The organism is Paenibacillus ferrarius (genome assembly GCF_002027705.1).
GTDB lineage: Bacteria > Bacillota > Bacilli > Paenibacillales > NBRC-103111 > Paenibacillus_E > Paenibacillus_E ferrarius.
Genome location: NZ_MBTG01000017.1, coordinates 24,222 through 45,048, shown reverse-complemented (window position 1 = coordinate 45,048; position 20,827 = coordinate 24,222). Strand labels below are relative to the sequence as shown.

22 protein-coding genes are annotated in these 20,827 nt (G+C 49.1%); 4 read left to right on the top strand and 18 right to left on the bottom strand.

All coding sequences use genetic code 11. From position 1 onward, the window contains the following. Positions 1 to 87 precede the first annotated feature (87 nt). Together BC351_RS19425 and BC351_RS19420 are read right to left on the bottom strand one after the other, a co-directional pair. A complete protein-coding gene (locus BC351_RS19425) occupies positions 88 to 891 on the bottom strand; it encodes a TrmH family RNA methyltransferase (RefSeq protein ID WP_079414394.1) in 804 nt (267 codons plus the stop codon). Positions 892 to 901: 10 nt separating this feature from the next. Beyond that, positions 902 to 1,561 carry a potassium channel family protein gene (locus BC351_RS19420; protein ID WP_079414393.1) on the bottom strand — a complete coding sequence of 220 codons (660 nt, stop codon included), beginning with the start codon at positions 1,559 to 1,561 and terminating at the stop codon, positions 902 to 904. A 161-nt stretch (positions 1,562 to 1,722) separates the two neighbouring features. On the opposite strand from BC351_RS19420, the gene sspI reads away from it, so the two are divergent. Beyond that, on the top strand, positions 1,723 to 1,926 hold the full coding sequence (sspI, locus tag BC351_RS19415) for a small acid-soluble spore protein SspI (RefSeq protein ID WP_079414468.1): 204 nt from the start codon (positions 1,723 to 1,725) through the stop codon (positions 1,924 to 1,926). A 73-nt stretch (positions 1,927 to 1,999) separates the two neighbouring features. Here the strand turns inward: sspI and BC351_RS19410 are convergent, their stop codons facing one another. The 5 genes from BC351_RS19410 to BC351_RS19390 form a co-directional block, all read right to left on the bottom strand. Continuing rightward, complete coding sequence (locus tag BC351_RS19410) at positions 2,000 to 2,740, bottom strand: MtnX-like HAD-IB family phosphatase (protein WP_079414392.1); 741 nt, start codon at positions 2,738 to 2,740, stop codon at positions 2,000 to 2,002. Positions 2,741 to 2,853: 113 nt separating this feature from the next. Continuing rightward, on the bottom strand, positions 2,854 to 3,948 hold the full coding sequence (locus BC351_RS19405; protein WP_079414391.1) for a Gfo/Idh/MocA family protein: 1,095 nt from the start codon (positions 3,946 to 3,948) through the stop codon (positions 2,854 to 2,856). A 21-nt stretch (positions 3,949 to 3,969) separates the two neighbouring features. Further along, complete coding sequence (locus BC351_RS19400; RefSeq protein WP_079414390.1) at positions 3,970 to 4,599, bottom strand: ThuA domain-containing protein; 630 nt, start codon at positions 4,597 to 4,599, stop codon at positions 3,970 to 3,972. Between the two features lie 33 nt (positions 4,600 to 4,632). Continuing rightward, positions 4,633 to 5,793 carry a Gfo/Idh/MocA family protein gene (locus BC351_RS19395; RefSeq protein WP_079414389.1) on the bottom strand — a complete coding sequence of 387 codons (1,161 nt, stop codon included), beginning with the start codon at positions 5,791 to 5,793 and terminating at the stop codon, positions 4,633 to 4,635. Positions 5,794 to 5,860: 67 nt separating this feature from the next. After that, positions 5,861 to 6,892: a LacI family DNA-binding transcriptional regulator gene (locus tag BC351_RS19390; RefSeq protein WP_079414388.1), complete on the bottom strand. Its 1,032-nt coding sequence runs from the start codon at positions 6,890 to 6,892 to the stop codon at positions 5,861 to 5,863. Between the two features lie 249 nt (positions 6,893 to 7,141). Between BC351_RS19390 and BC351_RS19385 the strand changes: the two genes are divergently transcribed. Then, positions 7,142 to 8,503: a putative bifunctional diguanylate cyclase/phosphodiesterase gene (locus BC351_RS19385; protein WP_079414387.1), complete on the top strand. Its 1,362-nt coding sequence runs from the start codon at positions 7,142 to 7,144 to the stop codon at positions 8,501 to 8,503. Here the strand turns inward: BC351_RS19385 and BC351_RS19380 are convergent. From BC351_RS19380 to zwf, 5 genes are all read right to left on the bottom strand, one after another. Beyond that, positions 8,490 to 9,254, bottom strand: a complete 765-nt coding sequence (locus tag BC351_RS19380) for a YheC/YheD family protein (RefSeq protein ID WP_167388031.1) — start codon at positions 9,252 to 9,254, stop codon at positions 8,490 to 8,492. The two genes, BC351_RS19385 and BC351_RS19380, sit on opposite strands and share 14 nt — an antisense overlap. Then, positions 9,178 to 10,440 carry a glycosyltransferase family 4 protein gene (locus BC351_RS19375; protein ID WP_079414385.1) on the bottom strand — a complete coding sequence of 421 codons (1,263 nt, stop codon included), beginning with the start codon at positions 10,438 to 10,440 and terminating at the stop codon, positions 9,178 to 9,180. The genes BC351_RS19380 and BC351_RS19375 overlap by 77 nt, the downstream gene beginning before the upstream one ends. 151 nt (positions 10,441 to 10,591) lie before the next feature. Further along, positions 10,592 to 12,175 (bottom strand): peptide chain release factor 3, encoded by a 1,584-nt coding sequence (locus tag BC351_RS19370; protein WP_079414384.1) that lies wholly within the window; start codon positions 12,173 to 12,175, stop codon positions 10,592 to 10,594. A 42-nt stretch (positions 12,176 to 12,217) separates the two neighbouring features. Beyond that, positions 12,218 to 13,288, bottom strand: coding sequence for a metallophosphoesterase family protein (locus BC351_RS19365; RefSeq protein ID WP_079414383.1), 1,071 nt, complete (start codon positions 13,286 to 13,288; stop codon positions 12,218 to 12,220). A gap of 102 nt (positions 13,289 to 13,390) precedes the next feature. Continuing rightward, the gene (zwf, locus tag BC351_RS19360; RefSeq protein ID WP_079414382.1) at positions 13,391 to 14,926 is read right to left on the bottom strand and encodes a glucose-6-phosphate dehydrogenase; all 1,536 of its coding nucleotides are present in this window, start codon (positions 14,924 to 14,926) and stop codon (positions 13,391 to 13,393) included. Between the two features lie 182 nt (positions 14,927 to 15,108). Here zwf and BC351_RS19355 point away from each other — a divergent pair, with 182 nt between their 5' ends. After that, positions 15,109 to 15,474, top strand: a complete 366-nt coding sequence (locus BC351_RS19355; RefSeq protein ID WP_079414381.1) for an LSm family protein — start codon at positions 15,109 to 15,111, stop codon at positions 15,472 to 15,474. Between the two features lie 69 nt (positions 15,475 to 15,543). On the opposite strand, the gene BC351_RS19350 is transcribed toward BC351_RS19355, so the two are convergent. Continuing rightward, a complete protein-coding gene (locus tag BC351_RS19350; protein WP_079414380.1) occupies positions 15,544 to 15,990 on the bottom strand; it encodes a GNAT family N-acetyltransferase in 447 nt (148 codons plus the stop codon). Between the two features lie 166 nt (positions 15,991 to 16,156). Here BC351_RS19350 and BC351_RS19345 point away from each other — a divergent pair, with 166 nt between their 5' ends. After that, positions 16,157 to 16,876: a flagellar filament capping protein FliD gene (locus tag BC351_RS19345; RefSeq protein WP_079414379.1), complete on the top strand. Its 720-nt coding sequence runs from the start codon at positions 16,157 to 16,159 to the stop codon at positions 16,874 to 16,876. Positions 16,877 to 16,955: 79 nt separating this feature from the next. Here the strand turns inward: BC351_RS19345 and lepB are convergent, their stop codons facing one another. The 5 genes from lepB to BC351_RS19320 form a co-directional block, all read right to left on the bottom strand. Then, positions 16,956 to 17,504 (bottom strand): signal peptidase I, encoded by a 549-nt coding sequence (lepB, locus tag BC351_RS19340; protein ID WP_079414378.1) that lies wholly within the window; start codon positions 17,502 to 17,504, stop codon positions 16,956 to 16,958. Positions 17,505 to 17,532: 28 nt separating this feature from the next. After that, positions 17,533 to 18,180, bottom strand: a complete 648-nt coding sequence (locus tag BC351_RS19335) for a response regulator (RefSeq protein ID WP_079414377.1) — start codon at positions 18,178 to 18,180, stop codon at positions 17,533 to 17,535. Between the two features lie 42 nt (positions 18,181 to 18,222). Then, complete coding sequence (locus BC351_RS19330; RefSeq protein WP_079414376.1) at positions 18,223 to 19,284, bottom strand: sensor histidine kinase; 1,062 nt, start codon at positions 19,282 to 19,284, stop codon at positions 18,223 to 18,225. Between the two features lie 25 nt (positions 19,285 to 19,309). Beyond that, entirely contained in the window at positions 19,310 to 19,972 is a 663-nt protein-coding gene (gene liaF / locus BC351_RS19325; RefSeq protein WP_079414375.1) for a cell wall-active antibiotics response protein LiaF, read from the bottom strand. Positions 19,973 to 20,158: 186 nt separating this feature from the next. Further along, positions 20,159 to 20,800, bottom strand: a complete 642-nt coding sequence (locus BC351_RS19320; protein ID WP_079414374.1) for a PspA/IM30 family protein — start codon at positions 20,798 to 20,800, stop codon at positions 20,159 to 20,161. Positions 20,801 to 20,827 lie beyond the last annotated feature (27 nt).

Below are 20,827 nucleotides of genomic sequence, written 5' to 3'. Positions count from 1 at the left end.
AAAATGATAGTATAATCTGTACCAAACGAACTTATAATCTGTCTCAATTTATGTTATAACTCACATCACACTTTTATCTTCCAAACCTCAAACCAACCGCTGCCGCGAAGCCTCAAACAGCAAAACCGTAGCCGCCATCGCCACGTTCAGCGACTCCGCCTTGCCCTGCATCGGGATGATCACCTGCACATCCGACTGCGCAGCAACCTCCGGCGACACGCCCTTGCCTTCGTTGCCGAGGATCAGCCACGTCGGCTGCCGCAGGTCCGTGTCGTAGCACGAGCGCTCCGCCTGCAGGCTCGTCGTCACGAGCCGCACCCCGCGCTCACGCGCGCGCGGCAAGAGCAAGCTCAGATCTGCCTCCAGAATGGGCAGATGATACATCGATCCCATCGTCGAGCGAATCGTCTTGGGATTGTACAGATCGACCGTGCCGCGGCCGAGCACAACCGCTTTGGCCCCGACGGCATCCGCACTGCGGATGATCGTGCCAAGGTTGCCGGGGTCCTGAACGCCGTCCAGGACAACGACAAGATCGTGCTCGCCAGCAAGCAGCTCGTCCATGCCAAGCTGCGGCCGAGCCACAATAGCCAGTACGCCTTGCGGTGTCTGCGTATCCGAGCATTTTGCGAGAACGGCTTGGCTGACGCCGACCCATTCCACTGGCGATGCGGCCTGCTCGAGCTCATCCCAGCCCGTTGGCGCACCCTTTTCCAAGCTGTAAACAATCGTTTCCACCCTAGCTCCGGCACGCAGTGCCTCTTCCACCAGATGATAACCTTCAATCAGATATTTCCCTTGCTTATCCCTGCCGCGACGCTCCAACAGCTGCGCCCAGTCTTTGACTCTGGCATTTTGAACCGACATGATTTCCGTATGTGCTTTTGTCATTTCCTTTTACCTACTCCGCGAAAGTCACTTCAAATGCTTGAAGATTCGAATTTTTACCGACAAGAACGAGAATATCGTCCGATCTGAGCATTTCCTCCGCACTTGGCGGAATGATCAGCTTATCATTTTGCTTGATGGCAATAACGTTGCAGCCATATTTGGCCCGAATATCGAGCTGTCTTAAGCTTTGGCCCACCAACTGGTTTGAAGCTTTCATCTCCACGATGCTGTAATCATTAGATAGCTCTATGTAATCAAGAATATTCGATGAAATCAGATGATGCGCCACCCGTTGCCCCATATCTCTTTCCGGATACACGACTTTGTCTGCGCCAATTTTTTTCAACACTTTGCCATGCAGATCATTGACAGCCTTCACGACAACTGTAGGTATGCCCATCTCTTTGAGAATTAATGTAGTCAGAATACTGGCCTGAATATCCTCGCCAATCGCCACAACAACAACGTCAAAGTTACGAATGCCAAGAGCTCGCAGCGCTTCTTCGTCCGTAGAATCAGCTTGTACAGCATGTGTGACGATAGTCGAAATCTCCTGCACGGTATCCTCTCGAGAATCAATAGCCATGACTTCAAACCCTAACTGCGACAATGTTCTTGCGACACTGGATCCGAATCTTCCCATCCCAATAATTGCAAATTGCTTTCTCATCGGCTGAAACGTCCTCCATATCCCCATGTTTATGTTCAAATTATAACATATTTGTGCCTGACAACTCACTTTGTCCCCAAGGGTGGTGAAGGATAGGAGGATGAACGGTCATAAACTTGCGCATATTAATAGCGATAACGACATGGAAGCGAGGTTCCAGAATGAACATTACCTTAAGACAGGCCATCGTCCAGCGAGTCCAGAATAAATCGAATGATGAACTTCAAGAAGTCATTGAGGATTCCATCGGCGGAGAGGAACGAGTATTGCCAGGACTTGGTGTGCTTTTCGAAATCATATGGCAGCATAGCGAAGCGACTATTCAAAATCAACTGGTCGAAACGCTCAAAGAGCATCTGGAATAAACCTGATAAAAAATAATTTCAAGCCAGTTAGGGACTGCTCCATGCATGCTCTGACTGGTTTTCTCCTATACCATCACGAAACAGGAAACTGACAGGCCGACGGATATCTTCCGCTTAGTCTTCCAGCCGCTGTGCCATCCTGATATAAAGGCCAATTCGCTCGTAATATGGCCAAAATATCATGGAACGTTTCAAACGGATAATAATCCGTTCCTTCTTCGCGCAAATAGTTAGCCAGACTCGCTCGCGCAAAAATCCAATCGGCAAAGGCGGACCCATAGTAGTCGCTGCTGCCATCTCCGATATACATAATGAGCCATCCGTCTTCTTTCATCTGCTTCACGACACTTGCTTTGCAGCAGCCGCACCATTGACACGCCGGATTCGTATTTTGAACACCGAATTGAAATTGGCCTGCCGCCGAATACGTGATGGGATTCCCAATGACTTTGGTAACCTGCACCTGCTGACTCCTCAGGATCTGCTCAATATAATACTGCATACCATCGCTCAGTACGGTTACCGGTACTTCCTTCTGCTCGCAGAAATCCAGAAATTCCTGTGCCCCATCACGCAAATGAACGCTCTTCAGCAGTTGATCCACCTCTAGCTGCCGGCTTGCAAGCAAGGGATATGCTGCTTCAATCCAAGCCAAGGACCCGACCTTTTTCTCTCGAAAAAGTCGCGATGCTTCCATGACCTGCGGCGCATGCACGATGCCTAGCTCTTCCATCAAGACATCCCCAACATCCTGCTCCATCAAAGTGCCGTCAAAATCCGTGACCACAGCTATTTTCGGCGTATTCTTGCTCATCCAGTAATCCCCTCTTTTCTGCTGCAGCGCTGCCCTACTGAGTTTCAAGCTGCCACAAATAAAATAGCAAAAATCCCCCTCTTACACGAAGAGGAGGATGCAATTACCACTCATTATAACACAGCATCCGGCTTCAGCGGAGCAGGTTTTTCACAGCTGCTGCGCATCACGTAATGCCTGCCTGAGTCAGACGCATCATGGAAGCCATGCATAGCCTCCAAGACATGATAAGCCAGCTCGCCATTCGCACGATGCGCATCCTGTTCACCTGTGATCAGTGCTTCTGCCATTGCAGCTACGCCTAAGCCGCGGCTGTTGTCTTTGTAGCCATGGGAAAGCGGAATCGGTTCCCAGTCGGAACCGTTCTTGCGAATCATCACAGGACCGCCAAAGTTATTCGGATCGGGCACACGAAGCGATCCTTGACTGCCATAAATTTCGATATTCGGCAGCTGTGTGCCTCCCATAATATCGAAGCTTGTAACCAACGTGGCAATCGCCCCGCTATGGAAATCCAGCACACCCGCAATGTGGGTCGGTGTTTCGACGGCTATTTTCTGTCCGCGCTTCTTCTCGCTTTGAATGGTTCGTTCCGGGAAGCTAATGTTCGTTGAGCCTGTAACACGGCGAATCGGCCCAAGCAAGGCAACTAGCGCTGTTAAGTAGTAAGGCCCCATGTCGAACATAGGTCCGCCGCCTTTGGCATAATAAAATTCAGGATCCGGATGCCAATGCTCATGCCCTTTGCCCATCATGAAAGCCGTTGCTGCTATCGGGGTGCCAATCCAACCGTCGTTAATCAGCTTCGCACACGTTTGTATGCCGCCGCCCAGAAACGTATCCGGCGCACTGCCAACCAGCAGTCCTTGGCGCTGAGCCACCTCTAGGATCTGCAGACCTTCTTCCCGTGTAACGGCAAGCGGTTTCTCCACATAGACGTGTTTGCCGGCTTCAAGGACTTGGATACATACTTCAGCATGCACGGCAGGGATCGTTAAATTGATAACAATATCAATGCTGGCATCCTGCAAAAGCTCCTGTACCGAATAAGCATGAGGAATGTTGAATTCCTCCGCTCGCGCCGCAGCTCGGCCCATATCGATATCGGCGCATGCGATCAGCTCCAAATGTTCAAATTGCGGGATGTTTTTCATATAGATGGCACTAATATTCCCGCAACCAATAATCCCTACCTTTTTCTTACTCATTAATGTCGTTCCCCCTAATGGTTATCGTGTAGCCCACAACAAGCCGCGTCGCATTAATTCCAGCGTTTCCGGCATCCGAACAATATCAGCCTGATGGCCAAGCGAATTATAATACACTTTGCCCGCTCCATAACTTTTCGTCCAAACGACCGGCATCTCCACATCCCCGAAATCAGTCACCGCATGCACCTGTATCGCAGGGTCTACATGCATATAATACTTTTCAGAAACAACAACAAAGTCTTCCATGCCTTCTGTCAAAAGATGTCCGCGGTCCTTGATCCGAACGGTATACGTTACACCATCATTGCCTGGATGCGCCACCCACTGCCCGCCTACCATGTCTTGAAATTCGACTTCATTCCGGAAGGAATCGCCCATACCGCCGTGGCATCCTGCTATGCCCGTTCCGCCTTCTTTGACCGCTGCAAGCAGCGGTTTCAACTGTTCACCCTCGATTTTCCCCATCGTCCATACAGGCACAATGAGATCAACACTTGCTAAGCGCTCCGCATCTTTGAAGCTATCCAACGTATCCGATACTTCCACGCCATACCCTTCTGCACGCAGAAGCTCAGCGAAAATTCCTGCTACTTCCTCCGGTTGATGCCCATCCCAGCCACCCCAGACAATTAAAGCCTGTTTGCTCATTTGCAGCTTGCTCCTCTCCATTGACGCTCTATCCTAAACATCACTAATACTTACCCAGCGGCGCTCGGTAATGGATTGATCCACAGCCTCCAGCACCTCTTGGCACTTCACGCCATCATAGAAATTCGGTACGGGCTGCCGGTCTTCGGCGATCGCCGTCATCAGCTCGACCACCTCGTGAACGAAGGTATGCTCATAACCAATCGTATGACCTGTCGGCCACCAAGCATCCATATAAGCATGCGGCGGGTCCGTCGCCAAAACGCGTCTGAAGCCCTGAACATCCTCGTCATCGCTAGTAAAAAAGACCTGCAATTCATTCAATCGCTCAAAATCAAACTTCACACTGCCCTTGCTGCCATTGATTTCAAAAGCGTTGGTACACCTGTGCCCTGGCGCAAACCGCGAAGCCTCAAAACTGCCCAAAGCGCCATTCGCAAAACGTGCCATGAATAACGTTGCGTCATCCACGGTGACGGCTCCCATGGGTGCATCTTTGCTGCCTTTTGCACTAAGCCCTGTCATCTCTGTCGGCATCGGACGCTCCTTGACGAACGTCTCGCTCATCCCGATCACTTCTTTCATCTCACCAACTAAGAAATGAGCCAGATCGATGAGATGCGCGCCCAAGTCCCCGTGCGCCCCAGAACCTGCGATCTCCTTCTGCAAGCGCCATACGAGCGGGAATGTCGGATCTACGATCCAGTCCTGGAGGAACCAGGCCCGGAAGTGATAGATGTCGCCGAGACGGCCGCTCTCGACCAACTTCTTCGCAAGCTGCACCGCAGGAGCAAAGCGATAGTTGAAGCCCACCATGTGCTTCACGCCTGCCTCCTCCGCCACTTGCAGCATTTCCCTTGCATCAGCAAGGGTCAGTGCCAGCGGCTTTTCGCAGAACAGGTGTTTGCCTGCCTTGGCGGCGGCAATCGCAATCTCTTTGTGCGCATCACTGGGCGCATTGATATCGACGATGTCGATCTCGGGATGCGAGACCAGATCGCGCCAATCGGTGACGTACCCGTCCCAGCCGAATTGTTCGGCTGCTGAGCTGACACCGTTCACATCTCTGCCGCAGAGAAGCTTCATCTTAGGCACCGCTGTCTGCGGGAAAAACATCCGCATATCCTTATACGCATGACTATGCGCTTTCCCCATAAACTTGTAGCCAACCATACCGACATTGAATGATTTCATATGATAATTCCTCCTTAGATTCATCAGGTCTCTCCCATTGATTACCCAATTTCACGCCCTTTGACTTCTACTTGGAAGGATTTCTCTTCGATGATTGTCTTACAACGACTTGGGTAGGCAGCTTCACCTTCGTATGATTGGCAGCTTCACCCTGCAGAACACCTGCAAGAACACCTCGAGCTGCTTCTTTGCCCATTTCATAAAAAGGAACATTAATGCTGCTTAGCGGGGGATCACTCAGCTTGGCAGCATCGGAATCATCGCAGCCAATCACAGCAAAGTCCCGGCCAGCGATCCAGCCTCGTTCGCGAAGTCCTTGCATTAAGCCGATCGCCATTCGATCGTTGGCAGCAAAAACCGCTTCAACGTGTTCACGCTGCTCCCAAATTCGCTCAGCCGCTTCATATCCGCTTTTGCGGCTATAGTTGCCCTCTAGCAGCAGCTCTGGCTTCACGTCCAAACCCGCTTCCTTCATTGCCTTGTGATAGCCCTCAAGCCGGTCGAGCGAGTTCGAATACCCTAGAGAACCATTCAAGAAAGCAATCTTCTGATAGCCCTCCTCCTGCAAATGCCGCACAGCCTGATAGCTGCCCACAATATGATCGGCATCTACCTCTCGAAAGGATAAACCCTCGAAGCGTTGATTCACTAAGCAAAACGGATGGCCCTCCGCTTGCAGTTTCATCAGTGATTGTCGCTGTTCGGGCGTATCTCTGGCGCCTAGAATGACACAAGCGTCCACTTTCTGCGACCGGTACAGAGCTGAGTAATCCAAGCTTTCATCCGGCTTCAAAAGGGAGAGCAGCATATCATACCCTTGTTCCCTCACTTGCTCGCCTATTCCGCTTAAGATTTCCGAGAAATAATAAGCAGAGAAGAGATGCACCTTGGGCATGTAGGGAAGCACAACACCTAGATTTCCACTTCGTCTTCGAGCAAAACTCTGAGCAATCGCATTCGGATGATAATTCAATTGCTTGGCGGCCTCTAACACACGCTCTTTGGTTGATGGCTTCATCGGGCCAAGCCCATTAAATACACGAGAAACGGTCGCTTCGGAGACACCTGCCAATTCAGCAACCTCTTTTCTTGTTACCATGCAGAACCCTCCGTCTATCCATTATGTACACGCGTACATTTTCTCATTTCGGACGCAATTTTGTCAATACCTATCGGTTCGTAAAAATTTCGTCAAATTACGACAATTATATTAAGTTTGAATAAAGGCGCGTCCAAAAAATTCCTATTATATGTCAAATAAACTAAATTATAATATTGTCTAGACCTCGCCTTTCGTTTTATGATAAAGGTGAAAGCTACAACTATGATGTGGGAATGAGTGATCGCAATGAAAGCAGTCTGGCGCCTTCTTCACTTGGCCACAGCAACAACCCTAGGTACTCTGCGGAGCACCCCTAAAGTCACTCGCATCCACCATCGGCTTGAGCTTCAAAACGCGATTCGCAAAACTATGCGACATCACCATAGAACCGCATCCCCCCTGCCTTTGCGTATTTTGTTGCTTCTTGACATCGATCGTTTTCGACAAGTGAATTTCTCCCTTGGCTATACATATGGAGATCTTCTGCTCCAAGAAATCGCAGGCAGACTGCAAACTCTTTCCCATTGTGATCTTATCGTTCAAACAGGCGATGATGAATTCGGACTTCTTATGCGTGCCGACGGGAAGGAACAGCTTTCCCCCATCATACAACGTGTACAGAGCCTCTTTCATTTACCATTTAACGTCATGGAGCAGCAGTGCTATATCAACGTCAGCATAGGATCAAGTTTCATTGAATCCTTATCTGCTTCCCTTGAACAAAGCTTGCATCAAGCAGATCAAGCCTTGCTAACCGCTAAACATACGGGCAAAAACAAACATGTCGCCTACAACTCGCTGAACAAGCTGACGTCCGTTAATCATATCCAGATGGAAACCGAGCTGCGCCAAGCCATTCTAGAGAATGAGCTTATTCTCTACTATCAGCCGCGACTCGAACTCTCCACAGGAAACATCATTTGTTTGGAAGCCTTGGTACGATGGAACCACCCTAGGCTTGGCCTTATTGCGCCGAACGATTTCATTCCGCTTGCCGAAGAATGCGGCTTGATATTGCCGCTGGGCGAGTGGGTGCTCCGCGAGGCCTGCCTGCAGAAGGTAAGATGGCTCGAAGCTGGCATTTTAAACTATCAGATTGCCGTCAATATCTCGCCCTGCCAGTTCCAGGATGAGCACTTCTCAGACAAGGCTATCCACATCATTGAAAAAACTGGCATTGATCCTTCTTATTTGGAATTCGAAATTACCGAAAGCTCGATCATGCAGAATATGGAGACTACCGTGGCTGTCCTGGACAAGCTTTGCAAGATCGGCATTTCCATCTCCATAGATGACTTCGGCATTGGTTATTCGTCCCTTAACTACTTGAAGCATTTCCCTATTCATTGTTTGAAAATTGACCGTTCCTTCGTCAAAAATATCCACTCTAATAAAGACGACTTGGCCATTACCAATGCGATCATTCACCTTGGACATGCACTGAATGTGCAAGTGGTTGCCGAAGGCGTTGAAGAATTGAGCCAGCTCGCCATCTTGAAAGAAACCACCTGCACGACGATTCAGGGTTATCTATTAAGTCCGCCCGTCTCTGTCTTCGACATTGAACAAAGCTTTAACCAATACAACAGACCGGTTATGATTTCTTAACCGGTCTGTTGTAGGCTCTGGCATAGCGTCTCATTTTGTAGAAAATGCTTTTGTCGCTCAAGCGCTGGAAAATGTAAGGATCCGGGCTGGTATTTACTTCTAGAATCCATGGATGCAGCTCATGATCCAGTGCGACATCCACACCGATTTCTTTAACCCCTTTGTACCGCGCATGAATCGCCTGCGCTACTTGCTGACCGAGCCCTTGGAGCTTCCTCACATATCCTTTGCGCTGACTTATCGGCAAATAACTTCGCAGCAGCGTTTCCACCGATTTCAAGGTTCCTCCATTATGGAAATTGGTTACGATTTTGCTCGGATGCGCAACGCGCCCAATGACACCGGTCGTCTCCCAAGCACGCGTCGGCGTTTGCTGAACCATGACCCGCAGATCGAATCGGTTCCCTTTGTGCTTGAGCAGATGAATCCCTTTCTGAGTCAAATAAGGCCGATTTTTCGTCAATTTAATGATAGAAGTATACATCTCATCGAAAGTTTTGAACTTCCTCACCTTCACGCCAGACTGATACCTATACAGTGGCTCAACAATATTTTCTTTCTCTTTCCCCGCCACGGCTTCAGTCTGTTCTACACGGATAACGCCGTTTCCAAACATCCCAATATCCGGTTTGATATAAATCATTTTATGCTGAGCAAGCATTTGCTTTAGGGTGTCATGCGTCATTCGTTTCGTTGTCGGCACGTATTGCCGGAGCGATGCTTTCGCTTCTACTGCCTTCGTTTTCCTCATTTTGCTCATGACGTATCTGGAATAGCGGATTCCACTCGATTTCTTTCCTATCTTTTTCATGTTTCGCCTCCAGCTTCATTCTATAGAAGTCGGCCAATGATTGTGCTGTGGCCTGCCAGCTGAATTGTTCCACGGCATCATTCCGCGCTTGCTTCGCTAAGTCTTCCGCCCATGCTTTCTGTGTGGCGACTGCAACGATGCCTCGAGCGAATGCGCGCGGGTCTCGGAACGAGTCAATCAGAACGCCATTATGCTCATGCTGAATCACCTCTTTGATCCCGCCAATGGCTGAGGCAATAACAGGAAGCCCAGAGGCCATCGCTTCTACGTTCACAAGTCCGAATGCCTCATGCTTCTGGGACGGACAGACGAAACAATCCGCAAGGCCATAGATTTGATGCATCCTTCGATGCGGGATATTGCCTAAAAATTTCGCAGGCACAGCAAGCCTTTTCGCTTTCTTTTGCAGCGCAGCCTTATAGCCTCTACCTTGCTGCCCTCCCGCTATTAACAGCTTTACCTGAGGAGCTGATTTCCTCGCCAAATGGACAGCACGTATCAACTCCGACAGCCCTTTGCGTTTAATCAATCTCCCTACGAAGAGAACCTGGAAGCCGTTGCTGACATGATATTTTTTTCTCAAGCGCCTGATGGTCATCGTAGATTTAGGACTAAATCTATCTACATCGGTGCCTAGATAAATTTTGTGAAGCTGACGGGTCTGTGTCGGATAAAGTCTTCGCAACTCTTGTTCCAGTGAGCTGCTGTTGGCTACAATCCAATCCACCTTCGCCAATTGCTTCGCGCAGCTGGCAACCCGCGCATAAGGCGGCCTTACATAAGTCAAAGAGTGCATGAAGAGTGAGACCGGTGTATGCGGAAAATGCTTCTTGATGGCAGCCGCATAGCGGGGTCTGTTATCCACTTGAATCCAATCAAACGACTTGCCTTGGATGGCCTTAATCACTTCATTCATATAACGCGTTGATTTCCCCGACGGAACTCTGATAATTGTGAGCTGGCCTTCTCTGCTCACTCTGCTGTACGAAGCATGCTGCCGTGATATAACGGTAACCAGGTGGTGCATAGCAAGCTCGCGTGCAATAGCATTTATGCATATTTCGACGGAACCACCCAGAATGGGGGGTACGGGGATTTGCTCAGGAGCAATAATTAAGAGATGCATCTCTGAGTTCACTTCCTTAAACAGTCGACTTCGTGATTACTATTACCCGTACCTATTGTATGAAGCAAACTGTCCATTGGCGACTAAAATGAAAGAAGAGGCCTTACCCCAGATGGTAATCTGGGGCTAGCCTCTTCTTGATTGCTATGTGTTATGGCGCACTCGTTAAAAACTTGGCCGTCGGGTTCTTCTCAATGGAAGATCTAAGCGCATACTCGCTTTCGAACAAGCCCACGTAGTTGCCTTTTTTGTCTTTCACCAGTTGTGAATTAATGCGGAACTTGCCTGGATCAATCTTCTCGTCCACGATCCAACGTGCGAACTGGTAGTTTTGACGCTGCAAAAGAATATCTACGCCATATTCGGAGCGCATCCGATGCTCAAGCACCTCGAATTGCAGCTGCCCTACAACGCCAAGGATCATGTCCTCGAAGCCAAATGTCGTAAATACTTGGATCATTCCCTCTTCGGTCAGCTGATCAATCCCTTTGAGGAACTGCTTTTGCTTCAACGCATTTTTGATCGAAACTTTGCTGAACAGCTCCGGCGAGAAGGTCGGCAGCTCATCGAAAACAATCTCTTCCCCTTCGCTCAGGGAATCGCCGATTCTAAAAATACCTGGATCGAACAATCCGATAATATCGCCAGGGAAGGCTGTTTCTACGATATCCCGATCCTGCGCCAAAAATTGCTGCGGCTGCGCAAGCTTAATATCTTTGCCGATGCGGACATGCTTCACGGACATCCCGCGTTCGAATTTACCGGATACGATGCGCAAGAAAGCTACACGGTCACGGTGAGCCGGATTCATGTTCGCTTGAATTTTAAATACATAACCGGAAAACTTCTCTTTGGTTGGCTCAATGACACCTGCTGTGCTGTTGCGCGGCTCTGGCTTAGGAGCAAGCTGCAAGAAGTTCTCAAGGAACGTCTGCACACCGAAATTGTTCACTGCACTTCCGAAAAATACGGGTGTCAGTTCGCCTTTCAGCACTTTCTCCATATCAAAAGGATCGCCGGCTACATCAAGCAATTCGATATCCTGACTTAATTGTTTATGCAGAAATTCACCGGCAATCTGCTTGACTAAAGGATCGTCAACACCATCTACCTTGCGAACTTGAATGTCTTTGTGGTCATCGCCTTGATACAGCTCTAATTGCGATTTGCCGCGGTCATACACACCGCAGAACTGTTTGCCCGAACCAATCGGCCAGTTCATCGGATAAGAACGAATGCCCAGCACTTCCTCGAGTTCTTCCAGAAGTTCAAAAGGATCACGTCCTTCACGGTCCAACTTGTTAATGAACGTGAAGATCGGAATGCCGCGCATCCGGCACACTTGGAACAGCTTCTTCGTCTGTGTCTCTACCCCTTTGGCCACGTCGATGAGCATGACGGCGCTATCTGCGGCAGTCAGTGTCCGGTAAGTGTCCTCACTGAAGTCTTGGTGACCTGGTGTATCCAGAATGTTCACACGATGACCTTCGTAATCGAACTGCATAACGCTGGACGTAACCGAGATTCCACGCTGCTTCTCAATCTCCATCCAGTCCGATGTGGCGTGCTTGCTCGCCTTGCGGCCTTTCACTGTACCGGCTAAGCGAATCGCGCCTCCGAATAAGAGCAGCTTCTCCGTCAGTGTCGTTTTCCCCGCATCCGGGTGAGAAATAATCGCGAACGTACGTCGCTTGGCGACTTCCGTTTCGAGAAGTTTAGTCAGTTGCGTTGTCATTTGTTAGTTTATTCCCTTCTTCTTTTACATAAATGCTTAACATTACGCTTGAGCTTTCTGCAAATTGATACTCCAATTCGCTTCTTCAAGGAACGTACGATTGCTGAACTCTCTGCCGCGTACGACGACCTTATCGGCAAACACCTGTACATACATGCCCTGTGCCTTCGTCTTGGCTTCCTGTTGATAAGCACGGTTTAATGTTCTTCCCACGGAAGAATTGTGGAAAAAATGGAATGTTTCTTGCACATAATGCGGTGTCCCGTTCTGGAAATCCTGATGGCGGTGTCCGCAGAAAACGAAAACATTCTTATAAGGCTTCAGAATCTCACGGAATTGGATGGCACGTATTAATTGATGCGTTCCCCCATCTGTGCCGCTGGGCGGAAGCGGTTGATGCGTCATGACGAACAACGGCCTTCCCGGCTTGTATAAGCTTTTCACCCGTTCCTTAAACCATGCCAGTTGTTCATCGGAATACCATGCGCCTTCACCAACTTCAGGCTTCTCCTGCACATAGGCTTCTTGCGAAAGCAGCAGAATTGAATGCCCTTTGGTCGTAAAGTCATTGTAGACTTGCGAATAGCCAAAATGCTTCTTGAACTGCTCCCTGCTCGTGGCATCACTCTTGCCGTTCGGGACAGCCTCTTGATCCCAGTTATTCGCTTTGTTGATCCAGATCGTGTAATAGTCATGATTTCCCATGTTCCCATGAACAGGCGGAAGTTTATACTCATTTACAATGGTACGCAGCTCTTTATAATCTCGTTCCGTACCTGTATCCGTCAAATCGCCGGTTAGCATAATGGCATCCACCGGTCCGTCGAAATGCGTGATATCATCCAACGCTTGCTTCAATTTCTTCCCAGTCGAGGGATCACCAACACTAACATGCAGATCGCTTAGAATAAAATAAGACATCAGCGGGCCCGTTGGCAGCGGTTCTGCCGTCGTTTGCGCTACAGCTTGAGCAGGCTCGGGCGTTATCGTAGAACCAGCAGGATGATCCTCCTGCAGAAATGCTTGCTTCACCTTTTGACTGAAAAAGGCGCTTAATCCAACCAACGCGGCCCCGATTGCGAGCAGCCATCGGATAAAAGCTCTTCGCGACATAAACGCACCCCAAGTATACTTATAAGATTTACTCCGTAATCGCTATTATACCACAAAAAATCCAACAGGCAGAGCCGCCTGTTGGATAATATGCTTGTCGTCTTAGGTTAAAACCGTCGTTTTCTGAACAGCAGCCCAATCGACTTCGCCTTCATGCTGACCGTTAATTGGCCACCACTTGAAGCCATCTTGACTTAGCAGCTCTGTTGCTTCGACAGGACCCCATGAACCAGCTGGATAGTGCTTCAAATCGCTGGATTGCTCAGCCCAAGCCGCTGCGATGCGGTCAACATAAGACCAAGCAAGCGCAACCTCATCCCAACGGGTGAAGTACGTCGAATCCCCACGCGTAGCATCATACAACAACCGCTCGTAAGCTTCCGGCGTATTGATCCCGATCTGGCAGCTTTGGCAGAAATCCATCGCCACAGGCACGATGACACCCTCAGATCCCGGCTGCTTGGCATTCATTTTCAAATAAATGCCTTCCATCGGATTCACACGGAAAACAAGCAAGTTTGGTTCCAGATCATGCTTCTTGGCTAAGTAGACGTTATTCGGGATGTTTTTGAATTCAACAACGACCTCCGTCGTTTTGACCGGCAGCCTTTTCCCTGTGCGAATGTAGAAAGGAACGCCTGCCCAGCGGAAATTATCTACGTGCACTCTCGCAGCAAAATAGGTTTCCGTCGTCGATTCCGGATTAACCGAATCCTCTTCGCGATACGCAGGAAGATCCTTCCCTCTGCTGGACCCGGTCGCATATTGCCCACGCACCACATTGGCACGCACATCATCACCGGATTCGAATAAGCGCAGGGAACGCAGAACCTTTACCTTCTCATCACGAATATCTTCCGGATGCAGGCGGCTTGGCGGCTCCATAGCCATCATCATAAGCATTTGCAGCATATGGTTCTGCCCCATATCTCGCAGAGCTCCAGAATGGTCGTAGTAGCCACCGCGCTCCTCAACACCAACGGTCTCACTGAGCGTGATTTGAATATTAGCTATGTATTTATTATTCCAAAGCGGTTCAAAGAAGGCATTCGCAAAACGAACGAATTCGATATTTTGCACCATTTCTTTGCCCAGGTAATGATCGATACGATAAATATCCTTTTCCTCAAACACTTGACGCAGTTGAGCATTCAAGCGTTCTGCCGACGGCAGATCGTAGCCGAAAGGCTTCTCAATGACCAGACGGTGCCAACCTTTGGTTTCCAGCAAGCCGCCTTCGCTTAAGTTGTATGAAACGTTGCCGAACAGCTCAGGCGCCAAGGCTAGATAGAACAAGCGGTTGCCGCCTGTTTGATACTTCTCATCGAGCTTGGTCGTGAGTACGTTCAAATCATGGAATCCCGCAACATTGTTAATATCCAAGGACATGTATTCAAAACGCTCCGCGAAACGATCCCATTCGCCATCGTCCGTGATTTTGTAACGAGCAAAATCTTCAATCGAATTTTTCACGTCATCGCGGAATTGATCATTCGTGCGTGGTCTGCGGGCCAGACCCACCACAGCAAAATTTTCACCTAATTTGCCTTCACGGTAGAGGCTGTAAAAGGCTGGAAACAGCTTTCTTTTGGCCAAATCTCCTGTTGCTCCGAAAATGTAAAATACAGCTCCACTCATCTATTCATCATTCTTTCTCTATTAGGATAAAGTCAATAAGCTTAGCATACCTAAAATAGGCAAGCTATTCAACTTTTCTGAGTATTTTATTAATAACAATTTCTTATATAAAAATAGTCATCTGTCTATACCGATCTCATCGGCACCGAATAGGCTACAGTACATAACAAAACGGAGGTGCCATGATTCACATGCAGCCCATTCATCCGATAACGGCAAAGTCCTGCCGCAGCCATTGCGGGAAGCCCGTCCTTATTTATTTGAACGATGGTTCACAAATTTTCGGTATTCTCAGCCGTCTGGACAAAAACAACTTAATCCTCAATGAAGAAGCCCGTCCAAAGCTTAACTCCGCAAAAAAAAGCGGCAAATCTGCATCCAAAACTATAAAAACAAAACAGTCCAAAACGGCCTCTTCAAACCCGGCCCTGAGTGAGCCTCCAGGCGGATTTTCGTTCTTCGGTCTCCCCCTTTTCGGCCCTGCACCTGGTCCATTAGGAGCCTTCGTAATTCCGCTTGATCGCGTTGCAGCGATTTTCAGTGAATGAAAACAGGGCTGTCTCTTCAGTAGAACTTCTACTTGAAGAAGACAGCCCGCTTTCAAGCTATTTCGCCAACTAGCGGGCGATACGCTTGCTCATCTTGTAGCAGCTTAGTTCTGGATGATACTCCTTGATCTGATACCCTTTGCTTGCATAGAAGCCAATCGCTTTGGGGTTGCTTTCATCAACAAAAAGCTCAGCCGTACGGCAGCGTTCGCTTCTGCCATAGTCCTCAGCCATCTTCATCAGATCACTCCCCCAGCCTTTCCCTTGCTCGCGAGCGTCAATAGCCAGCATATCCACGAATAGCGTGTGTGATTTGCGGATAACGGAAATGAAACCGAAAGGCTGCTTCAACCCTTTGGCCAAGACAAACGTTTTGTTATGGTTCAGCCGCTTGCGTATATCCGAAAAAGTTACGGAAGCGCTTGTGTCATATAGTCGGGAAAAGGGTACTAACTGTTCAATAACCAATCGATGGATGGACCGATCGTCAATGGAAGTCAATCGTTTGCGAATCATCTGACACCGCCTCCACAAGAAGCAATAATGCTATCTTATGTCGGTTATCGCGCAATTGACTCCGCTGGGTTCAATACTTTCCGAATTGTTCCTGCCTAACAAATTCCAATTTACCCCAGTCACTGCGAATGCTATACTATACATAAGCGAAAATGAGGTGTTTTGAATGATCAATGCCTATCTGCCGATCATGGCTGTAAACAGCTATCAAACCCATAAGGACTATTATCGGGTCAGCGCAGTCCGCGGCGTCTCCGGCGGTAATTCAACGACGATAAAGGGCTCTTTGAATATGCCCTACGAAGGATTGCCCTATAAGCAATTCGCGCAAAAAGCAGCTCAAGATGTAGCTGGATTTATTCAGTCTGCTCAGGTTGTTAAACAATCCGCGCAATCCTTGGTCAATACTCGCCTGCCTGCCCTTTCCGCTTTTACAGCGTCCTATCTGGAAGAAACAGATAGCAAGGCCGTCAAAGAGCCTATACGCCAATTTGTAGATACCTATAATGCCTTTCAACATAGTCTTAGCAACTCACCGGAATACCTGAACCGCTCTCTGCTCAATGGACTGGAACAAGCAGCTAAGCCTTATTCCTTGCAAGAACTTGGAATCACCCAGCTTGATGACGGGACCTTGGAGCTGAACGAAGAAGAGCTGGATCAGCAGATCCATCATTCAACAGGCTCCCTTCGCAAAAGTCTCGGCAGCATCACGGGCTTCGCCACATCCCTCGCGAACTCGCTTGGACAATTGCAGGAGCTTCCGGCGGAATCCCTCTTCCAACTGTCCAGCTCCCAGCTTAAGCCTTACGGCCAATATCGTGCTAAGCTTCAAGCATATTTGCCGGTTCCGATGAGCGGTCTTCTCCTTGATGCCCAGATGTAGCAGCGAAATTTCCAAACAACAAACAGCCCTCATGATGAGTTCATGCTCCTGCATGTTCATCTTGAGGGCTGTTTTGGCATCAGAAAAGTTTTTTGCCTAACACATGATCCAGCGGTACAAATCCAATTACTCGGCTGTCCATACTGTTGTTGCGATTGTCTCCCATCACGAACACGTGATCCTCTGGCACTGTCCACTGCTTGTTGCCATTGGCTCTCATAGCTTCGTTGATGTATGGCTCGTCGAGCAATTGGCCATTGCGATACATCTTATCGTCCTTGAGCTCTAATTGATCTCCTGGCTTGCCGATCACACGTTTAATCCAGACATGCTTGTCATCGCCCTTGGTAAACAGGCTGAGCAAGGGGCTGTCGAGCAAGTCGTTCTTGAACGTTCGCTTCATATCAACCCTCGAGTCGATAATGACAATATCACCATAATTGGGTTCATAACTAAATGTATGAGAGAGCTTCGATACATACACACGCTGGCTGTCATGAAGCGTTGGGTCCATCGAATGTCCCATTACCTTCGTAGACTGGAACACGAACACACCAAGAAATACGACCAAAATAAACGAAATCGCAATGGAACCAAACCAGCTCCACATTTGCTTTAATAAATTCATCCCTTATCGCTCCCTTGCAGCTTCAATGCTACTCAGCCAAGCCATGTTTGAATGCATAGATAGCCGCTTGGGTACGATCCTCCACACCAAGCTTGGCCAGTACATTCGTGACATGAAACTTAACTGTCTTCACACCGATAAATAAATCATCCGCTAATTCTTGATTCGACTTGCCCTTGGCAATCAACCGCAGCACTTCCATTTCCCGCTCGGTCAGATCCTCATGAGGCTCCGCGACAGGCTTCGGCTGACGAAACCGGTTCATGATCTTCGAGGCCACTTGCGATTCGAGAATGGACTGCCCTTTGGCTGCCGCTCTTATCGCTTGAGCAATCTCGGAAGCGCGGGACGTTTTCAGCAAATAGCTGAAAGCCCCGGCTTCAATCACTGGATACATTTTCTCATCATCCAGGAAGCTCGTCAACACAATGACTTTGCAATCAGGATACAATTGCAGCAGCTTCCTCGTCGTTTCAATCCCGTCCATGCCTTCCATGACCAAATCCATGAGGACAACGTCAGGCCGGTATTCTTGTGCAAGCCGAATGCCATCGTGTCCATTGCTTGCTTCACCGACCACTTCGATGCCATCCTCTGTTCCTAATACGGCGGCAAGGCCGATTCTTACCATTTCATGGTCATCGACAAGCAAAACTTTAATCAAAGTGTCGTCCATTTGCTTCTCCTCTCGTTCAGAAAATAAAGTTTGCACCATTCTTTACGTTTCAAGCGCTAATTCTGTAGCAAGGATAGGCACGCGAATTTCAATCCGTGTCCCACGATCGGGCGCTGTAATAATATCTACGGAACCGCCGATTTCATTAACCCGCTCCTTCATAGAGACAATGCCATAGGAGGTAAGTTTCTTCGCATCCAGTTCAAACCCGATTCCGTCATCACGAATGGCCAAACGAACACCGTCCGGACGATGCAGCAGCTTCACTTCCAACTTATTCGCCTTGGAATGACGCAAAGCATTCGAGAGCGCCTCCTGCACAATCCGGAATAAATGATCCTCAATCCCTTTATTTAAACGAATTTCTTCGTCCATATCCCACGTAATCGCCATCGGAACCTTAGCCGCGAGCTCCTTAAGCAGCTCTACAAGCCCTTCTGACAGTCGTTTCCCCTCGAGATGAATTGGGCGCAAGTGCAGCAGCAAAGCTCTCATCTCAGACTGTGCCACGGAAGCCATCTCTTCGATGAGATGAATTTGCCTCTTCGCTTTCTCGAAGTCCTTGTCCAAGGTCCGGCCAACCGCCGTTGCCGTCATCGAAATGGCGAATAACTGCTGACTTACAGCATCGTGCAGCTCGCGTGCCAAGCGTTGTCTTTCTTCAATAACGGCAGAAAGCTTCGCCTTCTCGGCAAGCTCCGCATTATCATTGGATAAACGCTGCAAGGAAGTGACCTGTTCTTCCCAACGCTTCATAATACGGCCCAGCTGCTCACCCAAACGTCCAATTTCATCTTCTCCGTTCTGGAAGCCATCGCGGGTAAATGTTCCTTTTTCCAACAAAATCATCGTTTCCATCATGGGCTCAAGCCGCCTTGTAATCCGGCTGCTGTTCCAATAGCCATATCCCGCGCCAATGCCAGCTATGACGACAATCGCCATAAAGGTAAATTTCACGCCCTCCTGCCAGCTCGTAAAAGGCACAATCAATTCACGTGATTGCAAAAAATAAATAATAGCGCCAAATACAACAAAGCTAAAGATGATCGATTCAGCCATACTGCGCCATATCATATTCGTTAACCGTCTTTTATAGCCGTCCAATAGGTGCTGAACCTCCTCGTTATCCTTACAAAACTTTGATTTTGATATCTCCTACGATGTAAAACAGAACAAGTTTCACTCGGTGGTCACAGTGCTCATAATTCGCTGACTGCCAAGCCAGTTTATTCATCACGCCAGACTCACGTTCGTTACCGACCTGTATTTGTCCAAAAGTAACAGAAGATGTAACAGAGATCCCAATATCATCGGGAACCTTAATATCCACATCACCCACTATGCCTTGAAAAATAACCGTCGTTTCCTTCTGCTCCAAAATCGCTAGGGAAAGATCAATATAGGTTTCCCCGATAATGTACCAAGTCGAGCTATTTCGCAAAATCCAAGGCTCACGACCTAGACGAACGCTGTCCATCAGCTTCTGTTTTTGAATGTACGTGTCATCCTTGTGAACCTGCTTAGACTTTATGAAAAACAAGCCTAGCGAAATCAAAACAATAGACAACACAATCGTAATATGATCGCCAAACAAGATCACGGCTCCGATCCCGATCAACACATAGCCCTTGCGCTCTTTACGTGAACGGACTCGATGAATACCAAGCAAGACGAGGATTATCGCAAGAATGGGGAAAAAGCCTATCGTATGATCAAGAAGCAAAAAAAGACCGGCTCCAATCAGCACTAATGCTGTATTCCGGCTGCGGTTATTTTTGGTTTCTTCACCCATCGCTGCACCTCCTCTGGCTGCCATTATAATAGTTGATATAGATTCCTAGCATACCATAAGAATGGACGGCCTCCAAGATGAAAATCCTTGATCGGCAAGGCTTTCCCCTGAATCTTGGAGGATGGTCATCGACTATGATCCGTGCACGCCGTAAGCTTAGCAACGGCGTTAGATAGAAACACGCGGCTACTTCTTGCCGCGCGGGTCTTGCTCATCGCTGGAGCGCTGGTGCTGCTGCCAATCCTGCTGGAGCTTGCCGCGCAGCGTGCGCAGCTCCTGCTGAAGGTTGCCGCCGGCTTCCTTCAGCGTCTCTTTCGACAGGCGGCCCGCTTCGCGGAGCCCCTGCAGCGCCTCCCGGCCGAGCTCGCGGCCGGTGACTTCCAGCTCGCGCCATGTGTCGCGAGCGTCCTTCGGAGGCAGCCCGCTCTCCGGCTGCCCGCCTGTTGCTGCGTGCCCTGCACGCAGCTCGCGCAGTTCCTCTGCGAGCGCCAGGCACAGGTCCTGGCTGCTCGCGTACTGCTCGCGGTAGTGCAAGGCAGCTGCTTCCTCGCGCAGCTTCTCTTGCAGTGCCCTGCGCGCGAGATCTTCTTCGCCGGCGCGCATCGCCAGCTCGGCTTGCTCGCCGCGCAGCTGCGCCATTTCCTCGGCGTCTACGCTCTGCCGCCGCAGCTCTATCGTTCGCTGCAGCGCATCGTGATAACGCTGCTCCAGCGCTTCAATTGCTTCATTACTTGAACCGTTGCCCCCACGTTCATGCAGATCAAGCTTGCAGGCTGTTTCCTGCCAAGCTGTTTCCGCCATTTTGCCTATCCGATTCAATATGCTCATTATGCCACACCCCCAGTGTTCCTATTG